Annotated in this window: 25 protein-coding genes, 2 pseudogenes and 1 riboswitch; of the genes and pseudogenes, 18 read left to right on the top strand and 9 right to left on the bottom strand. The window is 40.1% G+C overall.

Annotation, left to right across the window (positions count from 1 at the left end):
- The first annotated feature begins 312 nt into the window (after positions 1 to 312).
- The 3 genes from P4S71_RS05595 (at position 313) to dgt (ending at position 4,324) form a co-directional block, all read left to right on the top strand.
- On the top strand, positions 313 to 1,383 hold the full coding sequence (locus tag P4S71_RS05595) for a hypothetical protein (RefSeq protein ID WP_337150261.1): 1,071 nt from the start codon (positions 313 to 315) through the stop codon (positions 1,381 to 1,383).
- Positions 1,384 to 1,884: 501 nt separating this feature from the next.
- Positions 1,885 to 2,712, top strand: a complete 828-nt coding sequence (locus P4S71_RS05590) for a hypothetical protein (RefSeq protein WP_337150260.1) — start codon at positions 1,885 to 1,887, stop codon at positions 2,710 to 2,712.
- Between the two features lie 112 nt (positions 2,713 to 2,824).
- Positions 2,825 to 4,324, top strand: coding sequence for a dGTPase (gene dgt / locus P4S71_RS05585; RefSeq protein ID WP_337150259.1), 1,500 nt, complete (start codon positions 2,825 to 2,827; stop codon positions 4,322 to 4,324).
- Between the two features lie 92 nt (positions 4,325 to 4,416).
- Here dgt and P4S71_RS05580 read toward each other — a convergent pair whose 3' ends face one another.
- Genes P4S71_RS05580 through P4S71_RS05570 form a run of 3 tightly spaced genes read right to left on the bottom strand, consistent with a single transcriptional unit; the run spans position 4,417 to position 6,282 of the window.
- Positions 4,417 to 5,037, bottom strand: a complete 621-nt coding sequence (locus P4S71_RS05580; RefSeq protein WP_337150258.1) for a hypothetical protein — start codon at positions 5,035 to 5,037, stop codon at positions 4,417 to 4,419.
- A complete protein-coding gene (locus tag P4S71_RS05575) occupies positions 5,024 to 5,632 on the bottom strand; it encodes a sigma-70 family RNA polymerase sigma factor (protein ID WP_337119415.1) in 609 nt (202 codons plus the stop codon). The genes P4S71_RS05580 and P4S71_RS05575 overlap by 14 nt, the downstream gene beginning before the upstream one ends.
- Positions 5,633 to 5,646: 14 nt before the next feature.
- The gene (locus P4S71_RS05570; protein ID WP_337150257.1) at positions 5,647 to 6,282 is read right to left on the bottom strand and encodes an energy transducer TonB; all 636 of its coding nucleotides are present in this window, start codon (positions 6,280 to 6,282) and stop codon (positions 5,647 to 5,649) included.
- A 145-nt stretch (positions 6,283 to 6,427) separates the two neighbouring features.
- On the opposite strand from P4S71_RS05570, the gene P4S71_RS05565 reads away from it, so the two are divergent.
- From P4S71_RS05565 to P4S71_RS05555, 3 genes are all read left to right on the top strand, one after another.
- Complete coding sequence (locus P4S71_RS05565; protein WP_007378817.1) at positions 6,428 to 6,934, top strand: DUF3087 domain-containing protein; 507 nt, start codon at positions 6,428 to 6,430, stop codon at positions 6,932 to 6,934.
- A 25-nt stretch (positions 6,935 to 6,959) separates the two neighbouring features.
- Complete coding sequence (locus P4S71_RS05560) at positions 6,960 to 7,409, top strand: low molecular weight protein-tyrosine-phosphatase (RefSeq protein ID WP_008137282.1); 450 nt, start codon at positions 6,960 to 6,962, stop codon at positions 7,407 to 7,409.
- 121 nt (positions 7,410 to 7,530) lie between these two features.
- On the top strand, positions 7,531 to 8,022 hold the full coding sequence (locus P4S71_RS05555; RefSeq protein ID WP_096793739.1) for a DUF3016 domain-containing protein: 492 nt from the start codon (positions 7,531 to 7,533) through the stop codon (positions 8,020 to 8,022).
- A gap of 47 nt (positions 8,023 to 8,069) precedes the next feature.
- Here the strand turns inward: P4S71_RS05555 and P4S71_RS05550 are convergent, their stop codons facing one another.
- Positions 8,070 to 8,360 carry a hypothetical protein gene (locus tag P4S71_RS05550; RefSeq protein ID WP_002960798.1) on the bottom strand — a complete coding sequence of 97 codons (291 nt, stop codon included), beginning with the start codon at positions 8,358 to 8,360 and terminating at the stop codon, positions 8,070 to 8,072.
- 71 nt (positions 8,361 to 8,431) lie between these two features.
- Between P4S71_RS05550 and P4S71_RS05545 the strand changes: the two genes are divergently transcribed.
- Entirely contained in the window at positions 8,432 to 8,641 is a 210-nt protein-coding gene (locus tag P4S71_RS05545; RefSeq protein WP_337150256.1) for a hypothetical protein, read from the top strand.
- Here the strand turns inward: P4S71_RS05545 and epmB are convergent.
- Positions 8,638 to 9,650, bottom strand: a pseudogene (epmB, locus tag P4S71_RS05540) (EF-P beta-lysylation protein EpmB). The gene P4S71_RS05545 and the pseudogene epmB overlap by 4 nt on opposite strands.
- A gap of 41 nt (positions 9,651 to 9,691) precedes the next feature.
- Between epmB and efp the strand changes: the two are divergent.
- On the top strand, positions 9,692 to 10,258 hold the full coding sequence (gene efp, locus P4S71_RS05535; protein ID WP_024596699.1) for an elongation factor P: 567 nt from the start codon (positions 9,692 to 9,694) through the stop codon (positions 10,256 to 10,258).
- A 55-nt stretch (positions 10,259 to 10,313) separates the two neighbouring features.
- On the top strand, positions 10,314 to 11,288 hold the full coding sequence (epmA, locus tag P4S71_RS05530) for an elongation factor P--(R)-beta-lysine ligase (RefSeq protein ID WP_337119413.1): 975 nt from the start codon (positions 10,314 to 10,316) through the stop codon (positions 11,286 to 11,288).
- A gap of 817 nt (positions 11,289 to 12,105) precedes the next feature.
- Here the strand turns inward: epmA and P4S71_RS05525 are convergent.
- Both P4S71_RS05525 and P4S71_RS05520 read right to left on the bottom strand, forming a co-directional pair.
- Positions 12,106 to 12,243 (bottom strand): hypothetical protein, encoded by a 138-nt coding sequence (locus P4S71_RS05525; protein ID WP_337150255.1) that lies wholly within the window; start codon positions 12,241 to 12,243, stop codon positions 12,106 to 12,108.
- 21 nt (positions 12,244 to 12,264) lie between these two features.
- Positions 12,265 to 14,382: a TonB-dependent receptor gene (locus P4S71_RS05520; protein ID WP_337150254.1), complete on the bottom strand. Its 2,118-nt coding sequence runs from the start codon at positions 14,380 to 14,382 to the stop codon at positions 12,265 to 12,267.
- A gap of 84 nt (positions 14,383 to 14,466) precedes the next feature.
- On the opposite strand from P4S71_RS05520, the gene P4S71_RS05515 reads away from it, so the two are divergent.
- From P4S71_RS05515 to P4S71_RS05475, 9 genes and pseudogenes are all read left to right on the top strand, one after another.
- Positions 14,467 to 14,865: an acyl-CoA thioesterase gene (locus tag P4S71_RS05515; RefSeq protein ID WP_337150253.1), complete on the top strand. Its 399-nt coding sequence runs from the start codon at positions 14,467 to 14,469 to the stop codon at positions 14,863 to 14,865.
- 126 nt (positions 14,866 to 14,991) lie between these two features.
- On the top strand, positions 14,992 to 15,390 hold the full coding sequence (locus P4S71_RS05510; RefSeq protein ID WP_335682222.1) for an META domain-containing protein: 399 nt from the start codon (positions 14,992 to 14,994) through the stop codon (positions 15,388 to 15,390).
- A 107-nt stretch (positions 15,391 to 15,497) separates the two neighbouring features.
- Positions 15,498 to 15,612: riboswitch (TPP riboswitch) on the top strand.
- Positions 15,613 to 15,755: 143 nt separating this feature from the next.
- On the top strand, positions 15,756 to 17,708 hold the full coding sequence (thiC, locus tag P4S71_RS05505; protein ID WP_337150252.1) for a phosphomethylpyrimidine synthase ThiC: 1,953 nt from the start codon (positions 15,756 to 15,758) through the stop codon (positions 17,706 to 17,708).
- A 119-nt stretch (positions 17,709 to 17,827) separates the two neighbouring features.
- The gene (locus P4S71_RS05500; protein ID WP_337150251.1) at positions 17,828 to 18,103 is read left to right on the top strand and encodes an FAD-dependent oxidoreductase; all 276 of its coding nucleotides are present in this window, start codon (positions 17,828 to 17,830) and stop codon (positions 18,101 to 18,103) included.
- A 120-nt stretch (positions 18,104 to 18,223) separates the two neighbouring features.
- The gene (locus P4S71_RS05495; RefSeq protein ID WP_337150250.1) at positions 18,224 to 18,829 is read left to right on the top strand and encodes an FAD-dependent oxidoreductase; all 606 of its coding nucleotides are present in this window, start codon (positions 18,224 to 18,226) and stop codon (positions 18,827 to 18,829) included.
- A 7-nt stretch (positions 18,830 to 18,836) separates the two neighbouring features.
- Complete coding sequence (thiS, locus tag P4S71_RS05490; RefSeq protein ID WP_337150249.1) at positions 18,837 to 19,031, top strand: sulfur carrier protein ThiS; 195 nt, start codon at positions 18,837 to 18,839, stop codon at positions 19,029 to 19,031.
- A 5-nt stretch (positions 19,032 to 19,036) separates the two neighbouring features.
- Positions 19,037 to 19,827: pseudogene (locus P4S71_RS05485) on the top strand (thiazole synthase).
- A gap of 10 nt (positions 19,828 to 19,837) precedes the next feature.
- Complete coding sequence (gene thiE, locus P4S71_RS05480; RefSeq protein WP_337150248.1) at positions 19,838 to 21,373, top strand: thiamine phosphate synthase; 1,536 nt, start codon at positions 19,838 to 19,840, stop codon at positions 21,371 to 21,373.
- A gap of 35 nt (positions 21,374 to 21,408) precedes the next feature.
- Positions 21,409 to 22,158 carry a HesA/MoeB/ThiF family protein gene (locus tag P4S71_RS05475; protein ID WP_337150247.1) on the top strand — a complete coding sequence of 250 codons (750 nt, stop codon included), beginning with the start codon at positions 21,409 to 21,411 and terminating at the stop codon, positions 22,156 to 22,158.
- 439 nt (positions 22,159 to 22,597) lie between these two features.
- Here P4S71_RS05475 and asd read toward each other — a convergent pair whose 3' ends face one another.
- Together asd and rsgA are read right to left on the bottom strand one after the other, a co-directional pair.
- The gene (asd, locus tag P4S71_RS05470) at positions 22,598 to 23,464 is read right to left on the bottom strand and encodes an archaetidylserine decarboxylase (RefSeq protein ID WP_007378748.1); all 867 of its coding nucleotides are present in this window, start codon (positions 23,462 to 23,464) and stop codon (positions 22,598 to 22,600) included.
- A 15-nt stretch (positions 23,465 to 23,479) separates the two neighbouring features.
- Positions 23,480 to 24,538, bottom strand: a complete 1,059-nt coding sequence (gene rsgA, locus P4S71_RS05465) for a small ribosomal subunit biogenesis GTPase RsgA (RefSeq protein WP_337150246.1) — start codon at positions 24,536 to 24,538, stop codon at positions 23,480 to 23,482.
- Positions 24,539 to 24,633: the final 95 nt, after the last annotated feature.

Raw genomic sequence — 24,633 nt, 5'->3', positions numbered from 1 at the left:
GTTAGATTTAGTATTTACGCACTAGGTTACGCATCAACTACTGATTTCAGAATCATAGTATTAAGCATGACATCTGTGTTTTAGTTTTGTATAAAACAAAATCCGCCCTATGCCTTCTTAAAAAGGACTATTCATTTTGATTTGAGGGACTTTAAGTCACAAGCAAACTAATAAAAAGTGTATTTTTGTTATTGTGAGCTTAAAAATTATTTTTAACAATTCTTTACTCTTTTAATTCATGCAGTAAGCAAGTAATGCTGAAACTGATATCGAGTTGTATTATGATTAATTTAAAAAATAATAAGGCTAATAATGAAAATGGATCTAGATTCTAAACAGAGTGCACTTCAAAAAATATCAAAACAAAATGCACTTTCAGCTGCTTTAGGTGCTGCATTCTGGAGTGTTCCTATTTTAGTTCTATGGGCATTTCTGTTTGAGTTAAAACCAGCTGCAGGTCCTGTGATGTTACTCATTAGTGGTGCGTTAGTTGGTGCAGCTGTACGGTTTCATGGTCGAGGATACGAGCGTTTATTTTCGCTAATAGGTTTAATTGCTCATGCTTGTATTGTATTTGTAGCGTGGGATTTGCAGATTATTCTTGTTGGTGGCGTTTTAGCGGTTATTTTAGTTGGGGTTTATATTTTTGGCGCATGGGGAGCTGCTTACATATCACGCATTAATGTATCAATGCACGACCATAAAGAATTTGATAAATTATTTGAATCTGGCGATTATCAAAAACAAAAAAAGCTAAAAAATAGATGGTTCATTGTACTTCCTGTCGTTAGTGTTTTAACGCTTGTTGCAGGTTTTATTACGGCAATAGGTATCGTTATTTTTCAGCAACAGCAGCATATTGATATTGAGGTACAACAACATCAGCAGCGTGCCGCTGAATTTCGCCGTAAGCATATTGAAACAAGTAATGAAAACCTCGCCTCTATGAGTACCAAAAAAGCATTAACATATGCTTATGCGTATCAGTCAGGAAGACACTTCGATGAGCGAGGATATTATAAAGGTGCCTACCCGCAAGATAGCTTCCAAGCTTTAGTAATATTACGTTACCTAGCTAATGAAAAGAAAAACCCGCGCGCACAATTTATTTTAGGAAAAATACTTAATAACGAAAAAGGCCAGGCTTTATTATTACAAGCCGAAAAAGCAGGTGATGAATTTGCTATGCTTTATAGTATTTATGAATTTGGCTGTCGAATTGATGCGAAGAGAGGCAAACAGCTTCTAATGAGCTTTGCTAAAAATATAGAAGAGCAATCGGTTATTATTGACATACAGAGTATGAACAGCGACGACTTTAATGATCATTGTACAGTATTAGATAGTACTGAATTTGATTATCGTTATATACGAGATTATTAGTGAGTATTGAATTGAGAAGTATTGAGTTTCAATTCAAATCACTGCTCTAAGGTTTAGTTTTTTACTTTGAGTATTTAAAAACTTTATTTTAGATTTTGTGACGTATAGAGCTGCAGCCAATAGGTGTTGCCATGGATCCCTTTTTGCGATCTCATCTATTAGCGGCGACGTGTTTTCTATTGCATCGGGAGGCCTTACTTACCGGTGTTAAAACACGGCTATCGCCAGCTTATTTGATGACGGCCTGATACTTTTAACATACGTAGATTGAGCAGCACGAAACCCAACGAATCTCCAATGCAATGAGCACACCTAAAGCTAGTTATATGTAGTGTTTATTGTAGGAGAACAGCTTGAGAGAGAAAGGTTGACTCCGAGGAATATGAAAATCGCAAAAACTTACTTCAGAAGCTAATCATAAGTATAAACTTTATGGTAGATTAGATTTTAGACAAGCAGATAGTTTAAAACTTCAATAGAGTACTGAGACAAGGAATTTAAATGCCAAATAATTATGGTAATAAGTCAACATCATTAATTTCGTATACGGGTAAAGACGGCGTAGATATGGGGGTACTTAATGATGGAACTCCATATTTAGGAACTCGTGGTTTAGCACTTTTATGCGGTACTACAGAAGCTGATATAACTAATTTAATCAAAAATTGGGATGAACAAAAACATACAACGAAGGGAAAATTTATTAGGGAGTTAATTGAATCCCAAGGTCAAAGCTCGGTGGGGTTATATATTCCAACTCCGATAAATGGAGTTATGTACGACGTCATAAATGATATTAACTGTATGGCTATACTTGAATATTACGCATTTGAGGCTCCTTCGCTAGTAGAGCAAGCTAAAGCTAATTATAGAAACTTAGCAAGGTTAAGTCTTCGCACTTATATTTATCAACGTACGGGTTACTCACAAAATGATGGGGTTCCTGATTACTGGCAAACATTTCACGAGCGCATAACTTTAAATGAATTACCTTCCGGTTATTTTAGTGTTTTTTCCGAAATCGCGAATATTCTAATAACAAGCATTAGGAAAGGTATGCCATTGGATTCCAAAACAATGCCAGACATTAGTGTCGGACAGGCTTGGAGTAAAGAATGGATTGCCCAAAGTTATGATGAAAAGTTTGATATAAGGATTAAGTTTCAGCATAAGTTTCCCGACGATTTCCCTCAAAAAAATCCAGATACTTGGATATATCCTGTTGACTCTTTGGGTGAATTTAGGAGGTGGTTGGATGATACCTATTTACGAACTAAATTCCTAAATATCTCGCGGGAAAAATCAAGAGAGGGCAACTTCCTAATTTAGATCTCAAAAGCTTAATTGAAGAAATTCAACCTATAAGAATAGAAACCAAAAGGTAAGATCTTGTTTATATTAAGTTGATTAACTAAATCATCATTATTTTAATGGAATAAATATGAAGCTAATAAATAAAATTAATAAATTGAGGCCTACAAGTGAACAACCTTCATTAGCTAGCAGTCTTGAGAGTGATCGTGGTCGAATTATTAATAGTGCCGCATTAAGAAGATTACAACAGAAAACTCAGGTTTTTCCACTTGAGCGTAATGCCGCAGTTCGCTCTCGTTTGACTCATTCACTCGAAGTGCAGCAAAATGGACGCTTTATTTCTAAAACAATCATCAAACTACTTAAAGAAAAGGGTTTGGGCGACATATTAAATTACGAAGAAAATAAAATTATAGAATCCTTAGCTGAGCCGCTTGTTACGTTAGTTGAAATGGCTTGCTTGATGCATGATATTGGTAACCCAGCGTTTGGTCACTTTGGTGAAGCTGCTATAAATGACTGGTTTACAAAGTATTTACTGAATCATAAAGACTATAAATATGTAACGAAAACCTTTTGTGAAAATGAAAAACTTACTTTAATTACATTAGAAGAAAAATTACTATTTGATTTGTGTAACTTTGAAGGGAATGCACAAGCAATTCGAATAATACATAATCTATCAGCTTTAAATTTAACTTACTGCCAAACCGCCAGTATTTTAAAATATACTCGGTGTGCGACAGAGGTGAGACCCGAAAGCACAGACTCAAGAAGTTATCTAAAAAAGAAAGTTGGTTATTATTACAGCGAACAAGCTTTTGTTATGGAATTATACGATAAGTTACAGATTCAAGTTGGAAACAGGCATATAGCTTCTTATATTATGGAAGCTGCTGATGATATTGCTTACTGTTTAGCTGACATGGAAGATGCTGTTGAGAAAGGTTTTATTAAAATTGAAGTACTTAAAGAGCTATTGGTTAAAGAATATTCGAGCATTATTGATGGGTATAAATTAACTAGCCAACAAGATGAAACTTTTATGGAAAAAAAGTGCGAATATGCGTACAAAAAGGCCAAAGAGAACCCCACTAATCTCGAAAGCGAATTTTTTATATGGCTTCGAGTTGGTTTAATACATCCTTTAGTTAATCACGCATCAACACGTTTTGTTGACAACCTTAATGAAATCTATAATGGTAGTTTTAATCAATCTCTTCTTGAAGATGGTGGATACCAACATGCTATAACGAAGTCACTGAAAAATGTTGCTTCTAAACATGTTTTTTGCCACCCCGAAGTAGAAAAGCTCGAGCTCCAAGGGTATAAAATTACATCAGGAATTCTAAATGAATATCAAAGATTACTAGATTTGAAAGCGGAAAGTTTTAGAAAAATTATTAATAAAGAAAAGATCCTACCTGTAGAGACACGGTTGCTAAATCGTATATCAGACAAGTTCATAGAAGTTTATAAGCATACCGTTGATAGCCTGAATGATGAAGAAAAAGCTCAGCCAATATACGAGTTTTATTTTAGATGCCGTTTATTGCAAGACTTTGTTAGTGGTATGACAGATCAATTTGCTTACGACACATATAAAATACTCACGGTCTCTGAATAATGATTAAATAGGCTATCTAAGATCACGCAAATTTAAAGGTGACTCTATTCGATAGTCTTCATTCATGAGTAACGCAATTAGTGGTGAAGTTTTTAACTCCTACATAATTTCACCCCTGCGCCCGCATGTTTAAGCGCAATAATCTGCCCTTTACCATTATGTGCCATAGCCAGCATATCACCCGTATTTAGACCACTTTCCACTGCATGCTTCCCTTTTAAATCACTGAGCAGCGAATGCTTAATTTGCACGAGTACTTCATCATTACAGCTGGCTATGTACCAGTCGTTATCTACCTTCACTAGAGTGCCGTATTCTATATGGCGCTGTTGGTGACGGCGTAAATCGTTAACTAATTGACTATCAAGCGCGTGTTTTTGCTCGTTTATAGAGCTTGCGTAGCTGCCTGCTTGATTTATTTCGTGTGTTTTTATAAATGAATAGTCGTGAATGTCTATGGTGTTAAATACGGTTTTAGGCGCGTGGTTAAAGCCATCGTTATTATCAAACACAATAAAGGCGAACACACCCAGTGCGCAGGCTAGGCTGGTTAGTTGTAGCGTAAAACTAAGCCTTGTGGGCTTTTTAGGCTTTGTGTGCGTGGCTTTATTAAGTAGCGCTTTTTGCTGGTCACTTGTAAGTGTAGTGCGCGCTTTTCGCTCTTTAAAGTGTTGTGTGAGCTTTTGATCGAACGGCTCATCAGGCTTGTTCATTGTTTGCTCCTAATAAACGTTTAAGGTTTTGCTTGGCATAGCGCAGCCTTGTTTTAATGGTCTCGAGGCTGCTTTGCGTTATAAGTTCTATGTCAGTGAGCGAAAAGCCTTCTTGTTGTAATGTTATGGCTTCACGCTGTACAAAGCTGAGTTGTTTTAGCGCGGCGTCAAACGCGTCATAGCTTATGTTTGAGCTGCCTATATGCGAGTCTCCACTAGTTAAGTCACCACCATCTAAGTCGCTTTCGCTTTTATCATTTTGTGCTGCTAAATGCGTGTTTTCGTCAAGCTCTACAAAGTGCTGTTGCCTGCGGTATTCGTCAATGAGTGTGTTGCGGGCAAGTTTAAATAACCACGCTTTAGGTGTGGTTTGTGCTTGGTAAAGGTGGCGTTTTTCGATTACTTTTAGCCATGTTTGTTGGCTTACGTCGTATGCTAAATGCGTATTAGATTGCGTAACAAGGTAGTGGTATAAGTCGTTACTGTAGAGGGCAATAAGCTGCTCTAAGTAACGATTGTCGCCACTTTTTGCATAACTTGCCATGCAGTCCTTGCTTGGCGTTTCAAATAACCATGACTTAATACTTAGTAGCATAGGCGTTTAGTCCATTAAATAGAGTTATCTAATTTAAAATCGAGCTGTACGGTTTGACCTGTTTGTAATTGTGCCACACCTTCAATCACTTTGGGGCGATATTTCCAGCGTTTAATGGCTCTTATTGCTTCGCGGTCAAAGGTACGTTTTGGCTCGGCGTTAATAACTACTGGGTCGATTACTTCCCCCGTTGGCGAAATACTAAAGCTTAGTTGCACCCAACCTTCAATACCATCGCGCGCGGCTGTGGTTGGGTATTTAGGGTTTATGCGCACTATGGGTGTTGCATCCCCTGTAGGGCGATTAATGGTGTTGTTAATGTCGTCACCAAAATCATCAATTGTAACTGGCGTAAAGTCGCTAATTGCCAACACAGGATCGGCTGATGTATCAAGCGGTGGTGCTTTTGGCGGCACTTTAGGCATTGGCGGTGGCGGCTGTATTTTTTGTATATGCCTGACTTTTGAATCCTCAGGTGCCTGAAAAATCTCTACTATAATATCGCCCCTTGGTTTAACCGGTGCGCGTTGCTCGCCACTTATTAAATATTGCATAAACGCAAAAGCTGCAAAGGTCATTGCGGCGCCGCCAATAACGGCGGTCGATGTTTTAATAAATACTGGGTTGTTAGGTACTTCAAGTGTGTGCATAAGCCGCTCCAAATTAATGCATTAGGGTATTTTCAAAGCTATAACGGATGGCAAATCAAAAAGGGGTGAAATAATTTTATAAAAAATGTGGGGTTTAGTTACAATAGCTATTCGCAAATATTAAAACTTAACTTTTTAGGCTGTTATGCAACTCATTGAAATAAATAAAGCGCGTTATCGTAAACATTTAAACCGTGTTATTGCAGGATGTGGTATTGGTTTGGCTGTAGGCAGCTTGGCTATATCGCAAACGCTGATTGCTTTATTTCCTGATGAAAGTGGTAGCCACTTTCATTGGAACTTAATAGGTGTTGCTATTACAAGCGTTGGGCTTGCGTGGTTACTTCATAAATACCGTACACATAGCTTTATGACTGAAGTTGTTTATGTGTGGGAACTTAAAAAAGCACTTAATAAAATAACCCGTAAAATGGCTAAGTTAAAAGCCGCTGGCCGTGAAGGCAATGCCGATGCGTTATTAGCGATTCATTATAGCTACGCGGGCTCTCGGTTATTGTGGCAGCTAGACGATAATCTAATCACCATGGACGATTTAGCCATTAAACAAGCTGAGCTTGAATCTGTTGCAGCGCAACATAACGTAACGCTAAATGCTGATGAGTATGATGCGAGCATTTTAAAACAGTTTTAGTTTTTAATGTTTAAAGGAGTGTCTAATGAAAAAAATATTAGTTGTTTGTTTAGGTAATATTTGCCGCTCGCCAACCGCAGAGGCGGTATTAAAAGCCCGCGCTAAAAAGCTAGGTGTTGATGTTAAAGTTGATTCGGCTGGCACTATTGGTTATCACGAAGGTAAAACGCCTGATAGCCGCTCAATGGCTGCAGGCGAAAAACGTGGTTATAGTTTTAAAGGTATTTATTCGCGTAAAGTACGCACAAGTGACTTTACTGAATTTGATTTAATTTTAGCGGCCGATACACAAAATTTAGCTGATTTAAAAGCCCAGTGCCCTGCGCATTTACAGTACAAATTAGCGTTGTTTTTAGAGTTTGGTGAACAGAGCGTTAGTGCGATTCCCGATCCTTATTACGGCGGTGATGATGGCTTTGAAAATGTGCTTGATTTAATTGAAGCCGCAAGCGACAAAATACTGTCAAAAATTTAAAAGGTATGGTTAAGTTATAGTTAATGAATGACTGTTAATATGCCATTGGTAATTTAGGTATGAATACTGGGCTTATTGCAATTCACTCTATTGTAATTGGTACACCTTTTTGGAGAACGATATGAATTCAGTTAAGAAAATAGCAATGACAATGTGTATAGCACTCCCTGTATTTGCTCATGCTGGGGAGTCTATTGTTAAATGGCATGACTTTAACGATTATCGTGATGTACGAGCGTCGAATCAAGCCAGAGGGTCGTATCATAAACACATTGCAAGTAGCTTTGAAAAACATATGGCTAAGCTTGCTGAGCAGCTACCAAAAGGTTATAAATTAAACGTAGAGTTCACTGATTTAGATTTAGCCGGTGATGTGCGATACGGCGGTATGGATGAAATACGTGTAGTAAAACCAATCTATTTTCCGCGCATTAAGCTCAATTATTCGTTAACAGATAAAGATGGCAACGTACTTAATAAAGGCAGTGATGTAGAGCTTAAAGATATGGGCTTTATGGATAAAATTAAAATGGGCCGCGAAGAATCATTTTATTACGAAAAACGCTTATTAACGCAGTGGTTTGGTGAACAAATATTACCAAGTTTAGATTAACTGAAAATAAAAATGCCGCTAAATAGCGGCATTTTTATTTTTAAGCTTTACTTAAAAGTAGCTAACAACGTGAGTATTTGTTGTAACTTAATAACGGTAGTTTTAAGTTTTTCTTCATCAAAACCATCGTTAGATAAGCTTTCAACGTCAGCGGCTACGTCGAGTACGTAAGGCTTAAAACGTTTAGCTTCAAAGCTAAATCCAGCATCTTGTGCAAATAAGGCTTTAAATTTGCCATGGCCCTGTTGCTGTAATTCATCGAGTTTTTTGTCGGCATCAAGCGCCTGACGATAAACAATTTTTAAATTAGTATTGAGTTGTTCAATAATTGAATCCATGGTTTTCCTAAAGCTTTATACTGCATGGCCGACATAATACTTGGATTACATTTAAAAGTCAGGTTTGTTATATGAATATATCAGGCACAAGTTTACCCGCTGTTTCTGGCTCAGGCCAAGGCAGTGAGCTTTATAGCGCTGCTTTATCTAAAAAGCAGCAACTAGCAGATGGCGCAGCAGCACTTGCACTTATTGAAGGTGCAGCACAATCAATAAGTGCACAAACACCGGCTAAGTCGGTAACTGCATCATTGGGTAATAACGTAAATATATACGTTTAAATTAGCTTAAGATCGATAGGTGTTTTGCTTTTTTGACCACCTATTTCTCTAACTAACTTAGGCACTAAAAATCCAGGCAGAGCTTTTAAAAGCTCTGCCATTATTTCAATTGCTTGCGCTTCATTAATATCAAAGTGGCTCGCCCCTTCAACTTTATCTAGCAAATACAAATAATACGGCAATACGTCTGCGTCAAATAACGCTTCACTTAAATTTATTTGCGCATCGAGCGTATCATTCACATCTTTTAAAATTACAGCTTGGTTTAAAAGCGTTACGTTTGCTTGTTTAAGCTTTTGCATAGCTGCTTTAAAATCGGAATCTATTTCGTTTGCGTGGTTTATGTGATTAATAAAAATGATTTTTAATGGCGATTTTGCTAATCGCTCACATAACTCATTGGTAACTCGCGCCGGTATAACTACTGGCAAGCGGCTATGAATTCGCATTCGTTTAATTTGTGGTAATTGCTCAAGCTCATCTAAAAACCAACTTATGGCATCGTCTTTGGCCATGAGCGGATCGCCACCACTTAAAATCACTTCGTTTATATCAGCATCTGATTTTATGTAGCTTAGTGTTTCAAGCAGACTTTTTTTATTAAGTTGGTTTTCTTGATACGGAAAATGCCTTCTAAAGCAATAACGACAATTGACTGCACAACCGGTTTTAAACATTACTAAAACACGCGATTTATACTTATGTAAAAGGCCGGGTTGTTCATTATCTTGCTCAAGTAGGGGATCTTTATTAAAACCCGACTTAGTTAAAAATTCTTGATGGCGTGGCATTACTTGTAGCAAAAGAGGATCGTTTGGATCGCCTTTGCGTATTTTTTTATAAAAGGGATAGGCACGCGTACCGCAAATAAACTGCGGGCTTTTAGGTCGTTTTCATGGACTTGGCTCGATAAACCGACCATTTCAAGCAAGGTTTTTGGGCAGGTAACTACATTTGCTAATTCTTTTTGCCAGTTTTTATGCAAATTTGCTTCATTTCTTTGTATCATTGGCATGTAGATTACTCGAAAAAATATAAATAGAGGAAACGATGGCGAATTATAGCACCAACGAGTTCAAGGGCGGCCTAAAAATTATGATGGACGGCGAGCCTTGCAGTATCTTAGAAAATGAAATGGTAAAACCTGGTAAAGGCCAGGCGTTCAACCGTGTTCGTATCCGTAAACTTATCTCTGGTAAGGTGCTTGAAAAAACCTTTAAATCGGGTGAATCAGTTGAAGGTGCTGATGTAATGGATACCGATTTAGCGTATCTATACACAGACGGCGAATTTTGGCATTTCATGAACAACGAAACATTTGAGCAAATTGCCGCTGACGAAAAAGCACTAGGCGATGCTGTTAAATGGTTAGTTGAAAATGATTTATGTACAATCACATTATGGAACGGCAGCCCTATTGCTGTTACACCACCTAACTTTGTTGAGCTTGAGATCACTGAAACAGATCCTGGCCTTAAGGGCGATACAGCGGGCACTGGTGGTAAACCAGCAACGCTTAGTACAGGCGCTGTAGTACGAGTTCCATTATTCGTACAAATTGGCGAAGTAATTAAAGTAGACACTCGTAACGGTGAATACGTAAGCCGTGTTAAGTAAGCTTTAACATTGTTTATAAAATCCCAGCTTAAGCTGGGATTTTTTTGGAGAAAATATGTCAGCAGATCTTTGGGCCCCAAGCGCAAGCATTGAAACACTAAAACAACGTGCAGCGATATTACGTAGCATTCGTGAGTTTTTTTATACGCGTGATGTAATGGAAGTCGAAACACCAAGTTTGAGTAGTGCCAGTGTAACCGATGTACACTTAGCCAGTTTTAATACTAAATTTGTAGGCCCAGGGCACGCAGGTGGGCTTCCTCTATTTTTACAAACATCTCCAGAGTTTGCTATGAAACGCTTGTTAGCGGCAGGCTCAGGCGCTATTTTTCAGCTTTGTAAAGCATTTAGAAATGAAGAAGCAGGTAGCCATCACAATCCTGAATTTACAATGCTTGAATGGTATCGCCCAGGCTTTGATGAATTTGCACTTATGGATGAAATGGATGAACTAATGCGGCTTGTTTTAGATGTTGAGCCGGCAACAAGGCTTACTTATCAGCAAGCGTTTGAACAAGCACTTGGGCTCGATCCGTTAACAGCGAACATAGAGCAATTAAAGCAACTAGCGTGTGAGCATGGATTTGCTGATATAGCTCAAAATGAAACGCATAAAGATACCTTACTGCAATTATTATTTTGTATGAAAGTAGAGCCCACAATAGGGCAAGATAAGCCATGTTTTGTGTATCACTTTCCAGCTTCTCAAGCGGCACTGGCACAAATTTGTGAACACGATACACGTGTAGCAGGGCGCTTTGAGCTTTATTATAAAAATATGGAATTGGCTAACGGCTTTAACGAACTCACAAATGCTAGTGAGCAAGCTAAACGTTTTAATGAAGATAACGCATACCGCGCTGTAAACGGTTTAAAACAAGTACCAATGGATACGCGTTTAATTAAAGCGCTGGAGCATGGATTACCACAGTGCGCAGGGGTGGCTTTGGGGATTGATAGATTGGTAATGCTCGCAACAAATAAAGAAAAAATTAAAGACGTAATCGCGTTTGATGTTCAAAGGGCGTAATGCTGGACTTGTAGGCGCACAGCTTGCTGGCGCGTTAAAGCGAAGCTTTAAGGTCTTTTTATTTGGTTAGTTTAAAGTAATAAGAAGCTTCGCTTCTCACGTGAGCAAGCTCTACGTCTACAACACATTTTATTATTACTTATTTGATATGCAAAGAGCGTGATGCTTGGCTTGTAGGCGTAGGTGGAATACCTGTAGGTGCGAATTTATTTTGCGCTCATGTAATTTAACTTTATAAATAAGCGAGGTATAAAACCTCACCTACAATAAACATCAAGCCTGTAGGTGTGAATTTATTTTGCGCTCATGTAATTTAATTTTATAAAAAGCGAGGTATAAAACCTCACTTACAATAAACATCAAATCCAACAACCTACGCCCAACCTGTAGGTGTGAATTTATTTCGCGCTCATGTAATTTAACTTTATAAATAAGCGAGGTATAAAACCTCACCTACAATAAACATCAACCCCAACAACCTACGCCAAACCTGTAGGTGCGAATTTATTTCGCGCTCATGTAATTTAACTTTATAAAAAAAGCGAGGTATGAAACCTCACCTACAATAAACATCAAACCCAACAACATACGCCAAACCTGTAGGTGCGAATTTATTTCGCGCTCATGTAATTTAACTTTATAAATAAGCGAGGTATAAAACCTCACCTACAATAAACATCAAACCCAACAACCTACGCCCAACCTTTAGGTGCGAATTTATTTCGCGCTCATGTAATTTAACTTTATAAAAAGCGAGGTATAAAACCTCACCTACAAATAAACATCAAGCCTGTAGGACCTCACCTACAAATAAACATTAAGCCTGTAGGTGCGAATTTATTTCGCGCTCATGTAATTTAACTTTATAAAAAGCGAGGTATAAAACCTCACCTACAAATAAAAACACCGCGTTTAATTTAAACGCGGTGTTTTTATTGCTTGCTGTAGCTTTCATTTGAAAGCCAACGGCTATGCTTTACAGATTAAGTGTAAACGTAACACCTGCTACGCGAGGCTCACCTAATTGTGTGTAGGTATGCGTTGCGTAACCATCTTGTGGGTCATTACCAAATTCAAAGCCACGTGTAGGGACGGTTTCGTCAAATACATTACGAGCCCATGCGCGTACTGCCCACATGTCAGTTTCGTAGCCAAAGCTTAAATTAACTAAGTTGCTGCTTGGTGCTTGTGAGTTGTGGCTATCAGAGAAGTAATAATTATCCTTACCTTCAATACCAACCATACCGTAAAGCTCATTAGTAAAGTTATAACGAGCAGTAAACGCATATTGGTATTTAGGTGACTGTGCCTGTTCACGACCGTCTTGATTTAAGCCTGATTGTGTTACAAAGTCGTCTATTTCAGTGTTTAAGTAACCAGCACTACCTGTTAAAAACAGATTATCAGTTAGTTGGTAACTACCTTCAACTTCTAGTCCGTAATTGCTGCCAGAACTTGCGTTATCAACATAACCGGTAAATTGCTGACCTTCTACTTGCCATGCTTTTAACTGAATATCATCGCGGTGCATGTAAAATGCAGCTAAGCGAAGTGTAAATTTGTCATCAAGTGATGAGCCTTTAACGCCGAATTCGCCACTCCATAAATATTCAGGGTCGAAACTGGTGTGCTGCTGGAAAAAATCAGCGCTTAGGTTTAAGCCTTCATCTTTCGCTTTAGCAAGCGCTTCTGAATTAATACCACCGGCTTTGTAGCCACGCGTAATACTTGTGTAGATCATAGTGCGGTCAATTACTTGATACTCTAGCGCAATTTTACCGCCAACCATTACATCGTCAGTATCTTCTATAAAGCCATTGCTATCGGTGTAGTCACCTTGGTATTGCTCTACGCGTAAACCAGTAATTAATGTGGTTTTAGAACCAATTGGAGTCGCTACTTGACCATATACTGCAACGTTACTGGTTTCGTAAGTTGAAGAAAACGGGCTTGCTAACCATGTGTATTGGCGCTCTAAATCAACATCACGGTTTTGGTAATAAATACCCACAACCCAGTTACCTGTTTTAGAATTAAATTGTAAATCTACAGATTGGTCATCGCGATCGCGGCTGTAAAGATCGGTTGAGCTGTATCCATCAGGATGTAAGCCAGCAGCACATAAATTTGGCTCACTTGTATCGTTACAACCCCAGTCTTCGTCAAAGCTGTAAAGTAATTCGGTATCAATAGCCGATAGGTTTAGATTTACATCAAAAGCGTCAAAGCCCGTGTAAGTATTATTAATACCTATTGCGTAGCTTTCTTGATTATCTTGCCCTGGTTCATCGGCTACACTATTGCGGCTGTTATCAAGCGTAAACGCATCGTAGCCATTGTTTATATCAATATAGTGAAGGTTTAGCTCAGTATTTAAATGCTTTGTAAGCTGGCTGTTTAATTTAAAACGCGCTACTTGCTCGTCTTGATTTTGTGTTTCGTCATTTAAGTACAGGTTATCTACGTAACCGTCTGACTTTCTGCGAAAGTAGCTAACGCGTGCGCTAGTGTCATCTGTTAAGCCTGTGCTTGCTGCAATGCCTGCTTCGCGTGTGTTGTATGTGCCAGCACCTACTTGTAATTTTAAACTTGGATCGCTTGTGGCTTTAGCTGAACCCATTTGGATCATGCCGGCCATACCGTCTGCGCCAAAGCGAGTGCCTTGTGGGCCGCGATAAATTTCTACTTGGTCTATATCAAATAATAATGAGCTGCCACCAAGGCCAGAATAGTTAATACCATCAATAACTAAACCAACTGATGGATTAATCGGGTCTACAAATTGTGAGCGAAGCCCCACGCCACGGATTTGGATATAGCGTCCGCGCGACGCGCCAGAAGTAAAGTTTACATTGGCGGTACTGCCTAATATTTCGTCTAAGTAACTTGCACCACGTAGATTAATTTCTTCTTCGCTGAATAAGCTTGCGCTTGCGCTTAAGGTTTGAATGCTTTCGCGTTGAAAATCGCCAGTTACAACAATTCTTTCTAGGTTGCTATCGTCAGCGTTAGCTGCAAGTGGTGCACCAAGCAGCGGTAAAAGTGCTGCGGTAATTAAAGACAAACGTAAGTTCATTAGGTTACTTAACTCCATTTTAGGGACTCGTATGGTAGCAATTATTTGAGCACATGTGCTATAAACTCGGCAATTATACGTTAAATAATCAGGATTACTAATATGACCTTTAAAGTTGACTTTAAAGTGCGTGATTACGAATGTGACTTACAAGGCATTGTAAATAACAGTGTGTATTTTAATTATTTGGAGCACGCTCGCCACGAATTTTTATACGCAAATGGTATTGATTTTGCTCAGTTAGCAAAAGATAAAATTAATCTAGTCGTGATGAGCAGCGAAATGGATTATAAGCATTCGCTCTTACCGGGTGATGAGTTTTATGTGGCTGTAGAGCCGCAGCGCATAAGCCGCCTTAAATTTGCTTTTAAGCAAACGGTTGTTCGTAAATACGATGAAAAAGTAATGCTCAATGCACTAATAATAGGAACGTCGGTTAATGAAAAAGGCCGCCCATTTTTGCCTGAGCAAATAGATAATGTATTCAAAACTACAACTTAGTGCGTAGTAGCGTAACTTTTGAACTATCATAGAACAAAAATTTACATTTTAAACATGCATTTTTAACGGATAAATCGCATAAATATTGTTATTATTACAGTAATTAGACAATTAGTTAGTAGTAGCATGAAATTAGCAGCAATACCGATGCTTATAGTCGGTTTATGTGTTGGTTGCGCATCAACAGGGACGGTTACCAGTGAGCAGCTTAAATACACCCAATGGCAATTATCACGTGTTGATGGTTTAGCAATTCCACCTTCGTTTAATGCATCAATGAGCTTTATTGAAGCACTGCAAGTAAACGGTTTTGCTGGCTGTAACAAATTTTTTGGTGAAGGCTCGCTTGAAGAAAGTAACCTTACCGTAAGTAGATTAGGAATGACGCGCAAGTCGTGCGGCGAAGACCTTGATGAGTTTGAGCAGCAGTTATTGCAAGCCTTAAAGCAAGGTGCCGAGCTTAAAATGCAAGACCAGCAATTAGTCATGCAAGGCGAGCAAACATTTGTGTTTATCCCTAAATAATTTTAAGTTTTTGAAAAACAGCCCCTTGCGGGCAGTTTTTAACTGACGTACACTCAGCGCAGATTTGTTGAATAATATCTTCGAATCGACGAACAAAATTTATATATCAATACTTGTCGGAGTGCCAAAGCTAAGTAATTAGTTTTTGGCTGAGATCGCGAAAGCGGGATCCGTGAACCTGATCAGGCTAATACCTGCGTAGGGAACAAGCTGCCTAAAATAGGACGCTTGTGCGTCTTTTTTTATGCGCACAATAAAGTGATTTTGTTTATTTTAGGCTGCAAAGTAGCATGTACGCTACTTTACGATCTTTCTCTATTCCTCGGAATATCTGACAAGACAACCCTTAAGCAATGAGGCAAGTCATGTCAAACACTACAAATAAATCGTCGCGCCGAGAAACTCGCGCTGCCGCGTCTGAATATATTTATAACTTAACGGGTCAACCGTTCCCAAATTCTCATAAAGTATACGTTGAAGGTACTCAACCAGGCGTGCGCGTTGGTATGCGTGAAATCACGTTAAGTGATACGTTTATTGGCGGTACAGATGAAAACCCTGTTTATGAGTCAAACGATCCGCTTCGCGTTTACGATACGTCGGGCCCGTATACCGATCCTAATTTTAAACTAGACGTGCGTAAGGGCTTACCAAAATTTCGTGAACAATGGATTGAAAACCGTGATGACACTGAAATTTTAGAATCAGTGACGTCGCAGTTTTCGCAGCAGCGCATGGCAGATGAAGGGCTGGATCATATTCGCTTTGATCACTTGCCAAAAATTCGCCGTGGTGTCGCTGGTAAAAACGTAACGCAAATGCACTACGCACGCCAAGGGATTATTACTCCTGAAATGGAATACGTAGCCGTTCGCGAAAATATGGGACGTGCAGAAATTCGTAAAGAATTACTAGCCGCGCAGCATAAAGGCGAGTCGTTTGGTGCGAGTATTCCTGAATTTATTACCCCAGAGTTTGTACGCGACGAAATAGCCCGTGGTCGCGCTATTTTACCAAATAATATAAACCATCCAGAAACAGAGCCTATGATTGTCGGTCGTAACTTTTTAGTTAAAGTTAACGCCAACATTGGTAACTCGTCGGTCAGCTCATCTATTGAAGAAGAAGTAGAAAAAATGGTGTGGTCTACCCGCTGGGGGGCAGACACCGTGATGGACTTATCAACGGGTCGTTACATTCACGAAACCCGCGAATGGGTTGTGCGTAATTCGCCTGTACCTATTGGCACAGTACCGATTTATCAAGCGCTTGAAAAAGTAAACGGTGTGGCTGAGGATTTAACGTGGGAAATTTTTCGCGATACGCTAATTGAGCAAGCCGAGCAGGGTGTTGATTACTTTACTATTCATGCGGGTGTATTACTGCGTTATGTACCAATGACGGCTAAACGTGTAACCGGTATTGTGTCACGCGGTGGCTCAATTATGGCTAAGTGGTGTTTAGCGCATCACAAAGAAAACTTTTTATACACGCACTTTGAAGACATTTGTGAAATTTTAAAACAATACGATGTGTGTTTTTCACTTGGTGATGGACTTCGCCCTGGTTCGATTGCTGATGCTAACGATGAAGCGCAGTTTAGTGAGCTACGCACATTAGGTGAACTGACTAAAATTGCGTGGAAGCACGATGTACAGGTATTTATTGAAGGCCCTGGTCATGTACCAATGCACATGATTAAAGCCAATATGGATGAGCAATTAAAGCATTGCGACGAAGCGCCATTTTATACTTTAGGTCCGTTAACCACCGATATTGCACCAGGGTATGACCATATTACCTCAGGTATTGGGGCGGCTCAAATAGCATGGTACGGCTGTGCAATGCTGTGTTATGTAACACCTAAAGAGCATTTAGGTCTGCCAAATAAAGAAGATGTTAAAGAAGGCTTAATTACCTACAAAATTGCAGCGCATGCCGCTGATTTAGCAAAAGGGCACCCAGGCGCGCAAGAGCGCGATAACGCCTTATCAAAAGCACGCTTTGAGTTTAGATGGCATGACCAATTTAATATTGGTTTAGACCCTGTCCGTGCTCGTGAATATCACGATGAAACCTTGCCGCAAGAATCAGGCAAAGTAGCTCACTTTTGCTCTATGTGTGGCCCTAAATTTTGCTCTATGAAAATTAGCCAAGAAGTACGCGATTACGCTAAAGATTTAGAAACACGCGGTATTGATCCAAATGACGCTGGCGACGCTATTGAAATAAAAATGATTGATGTAGAAGCCGAAATGAAAGCTAAATCTGCCCAGTTTAAGCAAACAGGCTCAGAAATTTACCACAAAGCGGTATAGCAAGAAGTTAGATACAGATGTAGGTGAGATTTTATACCTCGCTTCTTTAAAAATTAAAAAAGCGCGAAGTGAATTCGCACCTACTTGTGTACTACTAATAACTGCTTTTGGAGGCCTTTATGTTTTATAACATTGCGGTGGTAGGGTTTGGTTTAGCCGGTAGGTTAGCTGCACTTGAATTAAGTAAGCAGCACCAAGTCACTGTATTTGAAGCGGACGATGAGCATACACAAAATAGCGCCGGTAAAATAGCTGCGGCAATGCTTGCCCCGCTTGCAGAATCAGTGTTATGCGAGGCTGACTTAGCATTAATGGGCCTTGATTCAATGAAGCGCTGGCCCAGCATTATTGCTGAACTTGAAAGTGAGGTTTTTTTCAGCAGCAAGGTACGTTAGTAATTGCGCACCAGCAGGACAAAGGCGATTTGCAAAGCTTTGCACAACGTATAAAACCGCTAGCTGATCACACTGCTGAGTATGTGAACGCTCAGCAAATTATAATGCTTGAACCTGAACTTGCAGGGCGCTTTAATCAGGGCTTATTTTTACCCTGCAGAAGGGCAAATAGATAACCAAGCATTTTATAAAGCCAGCTTTACACAGCTCAACAAGCGCAAAGTAAAGTTTGTGTTTAACCAGCGAGTAACCATTAAAAACGGCGAAATAAACAATCGACCATTTGACTACATTATAGATTGCCGTGGGCTTGGTGCTAAAGGCGATAAACCGCTTAGAGGTGTGCGTGGCGAAGTAGCAAGGTTATACGCACCAGAGGTAAGTTTAACGCGACCCGTACGTTTAATGCACCCGCGTTACCCAATTTATATAGCGCCTAAACCTAACAGTGAATATGTAATTGGTGCGACTGAAATAGAGTCACAAGACAATGGCGCCGCAACAGTGCGATCAACCCTTGAGTTACTTTCAGCGGCTTATACCGTACACAGCGGTTTTGCCGAAGCACGACTACTTAATATTCAAGCCGGATTACGCCCCGCATTTAGCGATAACCGCCCAGAAGTATCACAAGTTGGCAATGTAATTAGCATTAACGGTTTATATCGACATGGCTATATGCTGGCACCGGCATTAGTGGCGCAAGCAGTTTCTCGAATAGAGTGAGAATAAAATGAACATTACAATTAATGGCGAGCTACTTAATGTTAATAGCAAAGCACTCGTTGAGGTACTTCAAAGTTTTGGTGCAGTTGCGCCTTTTGCTGTGGCTGTTAATGGCGAATTTATTGCGCAAAGTCAGCACGGTAACTATGTACTTAATGAAGGCGACAGTGTTGAGTTGCTATCACCCATTCAAGGCGGATAAAGCTCATGCAAACTAAAGACTGTTTAACTATTTATGGAGAGCAAATAAAGAGTCGTTTATTAATAGGCTCTGCGCTTTATCCGTCGCCCGACATTATGACCCAATCGATAGTCGCCTCTGGAGCTGAAATTGTAACCGTGTCGCTTAGGCGCCAACAAAGTGCAGCGGCAGGTGATGATTTTTGGCAGTTAATAAAAAATACCGGTTTAAAAATACTCCCTAATACTGCAGGGTGCCACAGTGTCAAAGAGGCAATTACACTTGCAAAAATGTGCCGAGAGGTATTTTCCACTGATTGGATAAAGTTAGAACTGATTGGCGATGATTACAATTTACAGCCTGACCCTTTTGCGCTACTTGAAGCCACAAAAATATTAATTAATGATGGCTTTAAAGTATTGCCTTATTGCACCGACGACTTAGTACTTTGTCAGCGCTTAAATGAGCTAGGGTGTGAGGTGCTTATGCCGTGGGGGCGCCAATAGGCACCGGTAAAGGCTTGTTAAATAGTTATAATTTAAAAACTATCCGAGAGCGTTTACCCGATACTACATTAATAGTAGATGCAGGTTTAGGTTTGCCATCGCATGCCTGCCAAGCACTCGAAATGGGGTATGATGCGGTATTATTAAATTCAGCCATTGCAGGGGCGGGTTGCCCAATTACTATGAGCCGCGCATTTAAAGGCGCAGTTGAAGCAGGGCGCTTTGCATATCAAGCAAAAGCAATGCCTGAAAAAGACGTTGCAGCCCCATCAACCCCAACAATGGGTATGCCATTTTGGCATCAGCAGTGAAGGAAAGAATATGAATAATGTAGTGTGGACAATTGCCGGTTCTGATTCGGGCGGCGGTGCAGGTATTCAAGCTGACATAAAAGCAATGCAAAGTTTTGGTGTACATGGTTGCACGGCAATTACGGCGCTTACTGCGCAAAATAGTTTAGGCGTAGAGGCTATTAATGCAGTGTCTACCGATATTATTGAATCGCAGTTACTAGCGCTTGAAAAAGACATGAAAGCCAAAGTGATAAAAATTGGCATGTTAGCCAATGTGCAGCAAATTCAGTTGATCAGCGAACATATAAGCCACTATAAAGCTAAGTGGCCTGCGCCTCCCGTTATTGTATATGACCCTGTTGCTATTGCCTCAAGCGGTGACTTACTAACAGAAGAAGACACGGTAAGTGCAATAAAAGAATGTTTACTGCCGCTGGTGGATGTAATAACCCCAAACACCCACGAAACACAGTTATTAACCGGTGTGTATTTAATTGGCCCGGCTGCAATAAAAGAAGCGGCTAATAAGCTATTAAGCTGGGGTGCAAAAGCCGTTGTTATTAAAGGCGGACATTGGGATTACCCAAGTGGCTACTGCATTGATTATTGTATTGATAGTAATACACAAAATGGCGAAGAATATTGGTTAGGTAATCAAAAAATACAAACCCCGCATAACCACGGCACCGGATGTAGCATGGCTTCGGTAATTGCAGCATGTTTAGCTAAAGACTACCCATTAAAAGATGCCTTTATTTTAGCTAAAGCATATATAAACCAAGGGCTAAAACAGTCTGTTCGATACGGCGAGGGGATTGGACCGGTTGCTCAGACCTCGTTCCCCACTAATTTAGCTGACTACCCACAAGTAATTGAGCCAGGCAGCTGGCTGGGTGATGAGCTTGATTTTGATGTGCCGCTTGATTTTAATATGGCGGCAGATTTTGCGCTTTGTGAAAGTAAATCGCTGGGCTTATATGCGGTTGTAGATAGCACAGATTGGTTAGAAAAATGCTTACAACAAGGCATTAAAACAGCGCAGTTACGCGTTAAAAATAAAACGCAAGATGAGCTTGATGGGCTCATTAAGCATGCTGTTGAGCTGGGCAAGCAATACAACGTACAGGTATTTATAAACGACTACTGGCAGCTAGCTATTAAATATGGTGCGTATGGTGTGCATTTAGGGCAAGAGGATTTAGACATTGCTAATTTAGCCGCTATTAAAGACGCTGGGCTAAGGCTTGGGCTTTCTACTCATGGTTTTTATGAAATGCTGCGTGCGCATAATTATCGCCCTAGTTATATGGCATTTGGTGCTATTTACCCAACCACCACCAAAGACATGACAGGGCAAATACAAGGCCTTGAAAAGCTGATTAAATTTGTGCCGCTTATGCAAAGCTACCCAACAGTAGCAATAGGTGGGATTGATTTAAGCCGTGCTGAGCAGGTAGCTAAAACAGGCGTAGGCAGTGTTGCCGTAGTGCGTGCGATTACCGAGGCTGATAATTACGTAGAGGCTATAAGCGCTCTGCAAGTGGCCATAAGCAGTGCCAATTAAAACTAACAAGGGTAATACTAATAAGGCTGATAAACGTGAGTGAGCTAAGCGATAAAGAAACCCTGCGTTACAGCCGCCATTTATTGCTTGAAGAAGTTGGGCTTGAAGGGCAGTTAGCACTTAAATCCTCAACGGTTGCAGTAGTTGGGGCTGGTGGTTTAGGTAGCCCAGCACTTTTATATTTGGCCGCTGCGGGTATTGGAACGCTTATTTTAATTGACGATGATGAGGTTGAGCTTTCAAACTTACAGCGCCAAGTGCTTTATAAAATAAACCACTTAGGGCAAAGCAAGGTCGCCGCAGCGGGTAAAGTATTAGCGAGTCTTAATAATCAAATAAACATAGTAACGCATTGCCAAAAGTTAGATGAGAAGAATGCAGCTAACATGCTAAAAGGTGCTGACATAGTACTTGATTGCTCTGATAACTTTAGCACTCGCTATTGCGTTAATCGTTATTGTATTGCTAATAAAACACCGTTAATTTCTGGTGCTGCATTGGCAACTAAAGGGCAGTTAATGGGCTTTGATTTTAGGCAAAGTGATAGCCCATGTTATGGCTGTGTTTTTCCACAAAGCGAAGCTACACCAGTTATAAATTGCAGTAACGCAGGAGTAATTAGCCCGTTACTTGGTGTAATAGGCTCTATGCAGGCGCAACTTACGCTCAATTTATTGCTGGGGCATGCAGAGGGATGTATGTTTATAACCTTTGATGCGCTTACTTTAAAGCAGCAGTATTTCAAAGTGATTAAAGATTCAGAGTGTAAAGAGTGTGGTAAATAGGTTTTTGAGGGGCTTGTGTCTGTTATTACATGTGGCGTTAAGAAACTAAAAGCTGCGCTTTTCACGTGAGCAAGCTCTACGTCTACAACACATCAAAACTTCTGCACCAAGCTTGTAGACGCACAGCTTGCTGGCGTGATGGGCGAAGCCCATAAAGATATAAACGCTATAAGCCTGCAATTACATATAAACCAAAAGCTGACGCTTTTAACGTGAGCAAGCTCTACGTCTACAACATATCAAAACTTCTGCGCCAGACTTGTAGACGCACAGCTTGCTGGCGTGATGGGCGAAGTCCATAAAGATATAAACGGTGCAGCCCGCAATTACATATAAACCAAAAGCTGACGCTTTTAACGTGAGCAAGCTCTACGTCTACAAAATAAAAAACCGCGTTTAATTAAACGCGGTTTTTTTAATTTCGAATTAACGATTGATTTTAGTCGTTAATTTTTGCAAACGCAGTACCTAAGCGAGTAACCACTTCTGGTAGTTGGTCATCCAGTATTTCAGCTTTATCAGCACCCCATGCAAGTACCACAGTAGAGCCTAATTTAAAGCGACCCATTTCTTCACCCTTTTTAAGCGTGATAGCGTTATCGCCAGTGGTTGGGTATTTCCAACTAAATACATCGCTACCAGCTGGTGGCGTGACAGTACCTGCCCAAATAGTTTCTATGCTGGCTACAATTGTTGCGCCAACAAGTACCATAGCAAGCGGACCAATCTCAGTTTCAAAAATTGCGACTACTCGTTCATTACGTGCAAACAAGTTAGGCACGTTTTGCGCTGTAAGTGGGTTTACTGAAAATAAATCACCTGGCACGTAAATCATTTTGCTTAGTGTGCCATCAATTGGCATATGAATACGGTGGTAATCTTTAGGTGCTAAATAAATGGTGGCAAACTTACCGCCTAAAAATGGTGTTGTATCATCTTGTGAGCCGCCTAGTAGCGCTTGTAAGCTGTAATCGTGACCTTTAGCTTGTATTAGCTGTCCGTCAACAATATCGCCTAGCTGGCTGATTGCGCCATCCACTGGATGAGTGATGATATTGCTATCTTCTACCATTGGGCGCATGCCGTCTTTTAGAGGGCGAGTAAAAAATTCATTAAAGCTTTTATAATGAGCCGGATCTGGGTATTGGGCTTCGCTCATATCTACTTTATATTGCTTAATAAATAGTTTAATTAAAGTCGTTGTTAAAGCACCTGCTTTAGCTGCGGCTAATTTTCCCACTACGCGTGAAATAAAATGTTTTGGCATTGCGTACTGCATTGCGATTTTAAATTTGTCTAAACTCACAGTATTTATCCTAAATTATACGCGAGGCGCACGGGCGCCTGCACGGCCATCGGCCATTGTTTCTAAAATTCGGTGGTAGCTGTCAAAGCGCAATTGAGAAATTCTTCCATCGGCTACAGCTTCTTTAACTATACAGCCAGGATCGTTTAAATGTTTACAGTCTCTAAAGCGGCACCCGCCTATAAATTCTCTAAACTCTTTAAAACACCACGTTACACGCTCAACATCTAAATGCCATAAACCAAATTCACGAATTCCTGGTGAATCGATTAGGTTACCGCCACTTGGTAAATGGTGAAGGCGTGAAACAGTTGTTGTATGCTGGCCTAGGCCGCTGTTTTCAGATACTTCTTTAGTTAATATTTCAGCGTTAGGCAATACAGTATTAACGAGGGTTGATTTACCTACACCACTTTGGCCAACAAAAATATTATTTTTATCAACAAGTACTTCTTTTAATTTATCAATACCATCGCCGGATATATTACTAACAAGGAGTACTTGATAATCAAGTTTACGATAGATATCGAGAACTTTTTGTATTTCACTAAGACCAGCATCATCAATTAAATCTATTTTATTGAGTACTAAAATTGGCTCAATACCCATATCTTCACAGGCTATTAAATAGCGGTCGATAATACTTGGGGTAAACTCAGGTAGTACCGCCGATACCATGAGTATTTGATCAATGTTAGCTGCAATAACTTTTACACCATCGTAAAAGTCAGGGCGGGTAAGTTGTGAGCGACGCTCTTGCGTGGCTTCAATTACTCCGGCTAAATCACCTTCACTTACTTTGGCACGGCGAAACAATACCTCATCACCACACACTAAATTTGACACGGTACGGCGTATATTACAACGCAGTACATCGCCGTTCTGTGTTTCGACATCGGCGTGTTGGCCAAAACGACTGATCACAATTGCGCTCTCGACCTGACCTAAATTATCGGTTTGCCATTCTTGCGCGCCTTTTTTAGCTGGTTTTGAGTCTGCGCTATTAATGCGCTTTTGGTGGTTGGCCTTGATCTGACGAGATTGGCCTTTACTTAATTTTTTCTGTTTTGCCACTGGAGGCCTATAACCTTAGTTAAATGTCGCTTTTCCTAAAAAAAGCTTTAGCTCGACGGTTGATGCTAATATGATATATCGAAATGCGTTGGATC

The sequence above is a fragment of the Pseudoalteromonas sp. B62 genome (assembly GCF_037162565.1).
GTDB lineage: Bacteria > Pseudomonadota > Gammaproteobacteria > Enterobacterales > Alteromonadaceae > Pseudoalteromonas > Pseudoalteromonas fuliginea.
Note: the sequence above shows the minus strand (reverse complement) of the source record. Positions and strands in the feature narration are given on the sequence as shown.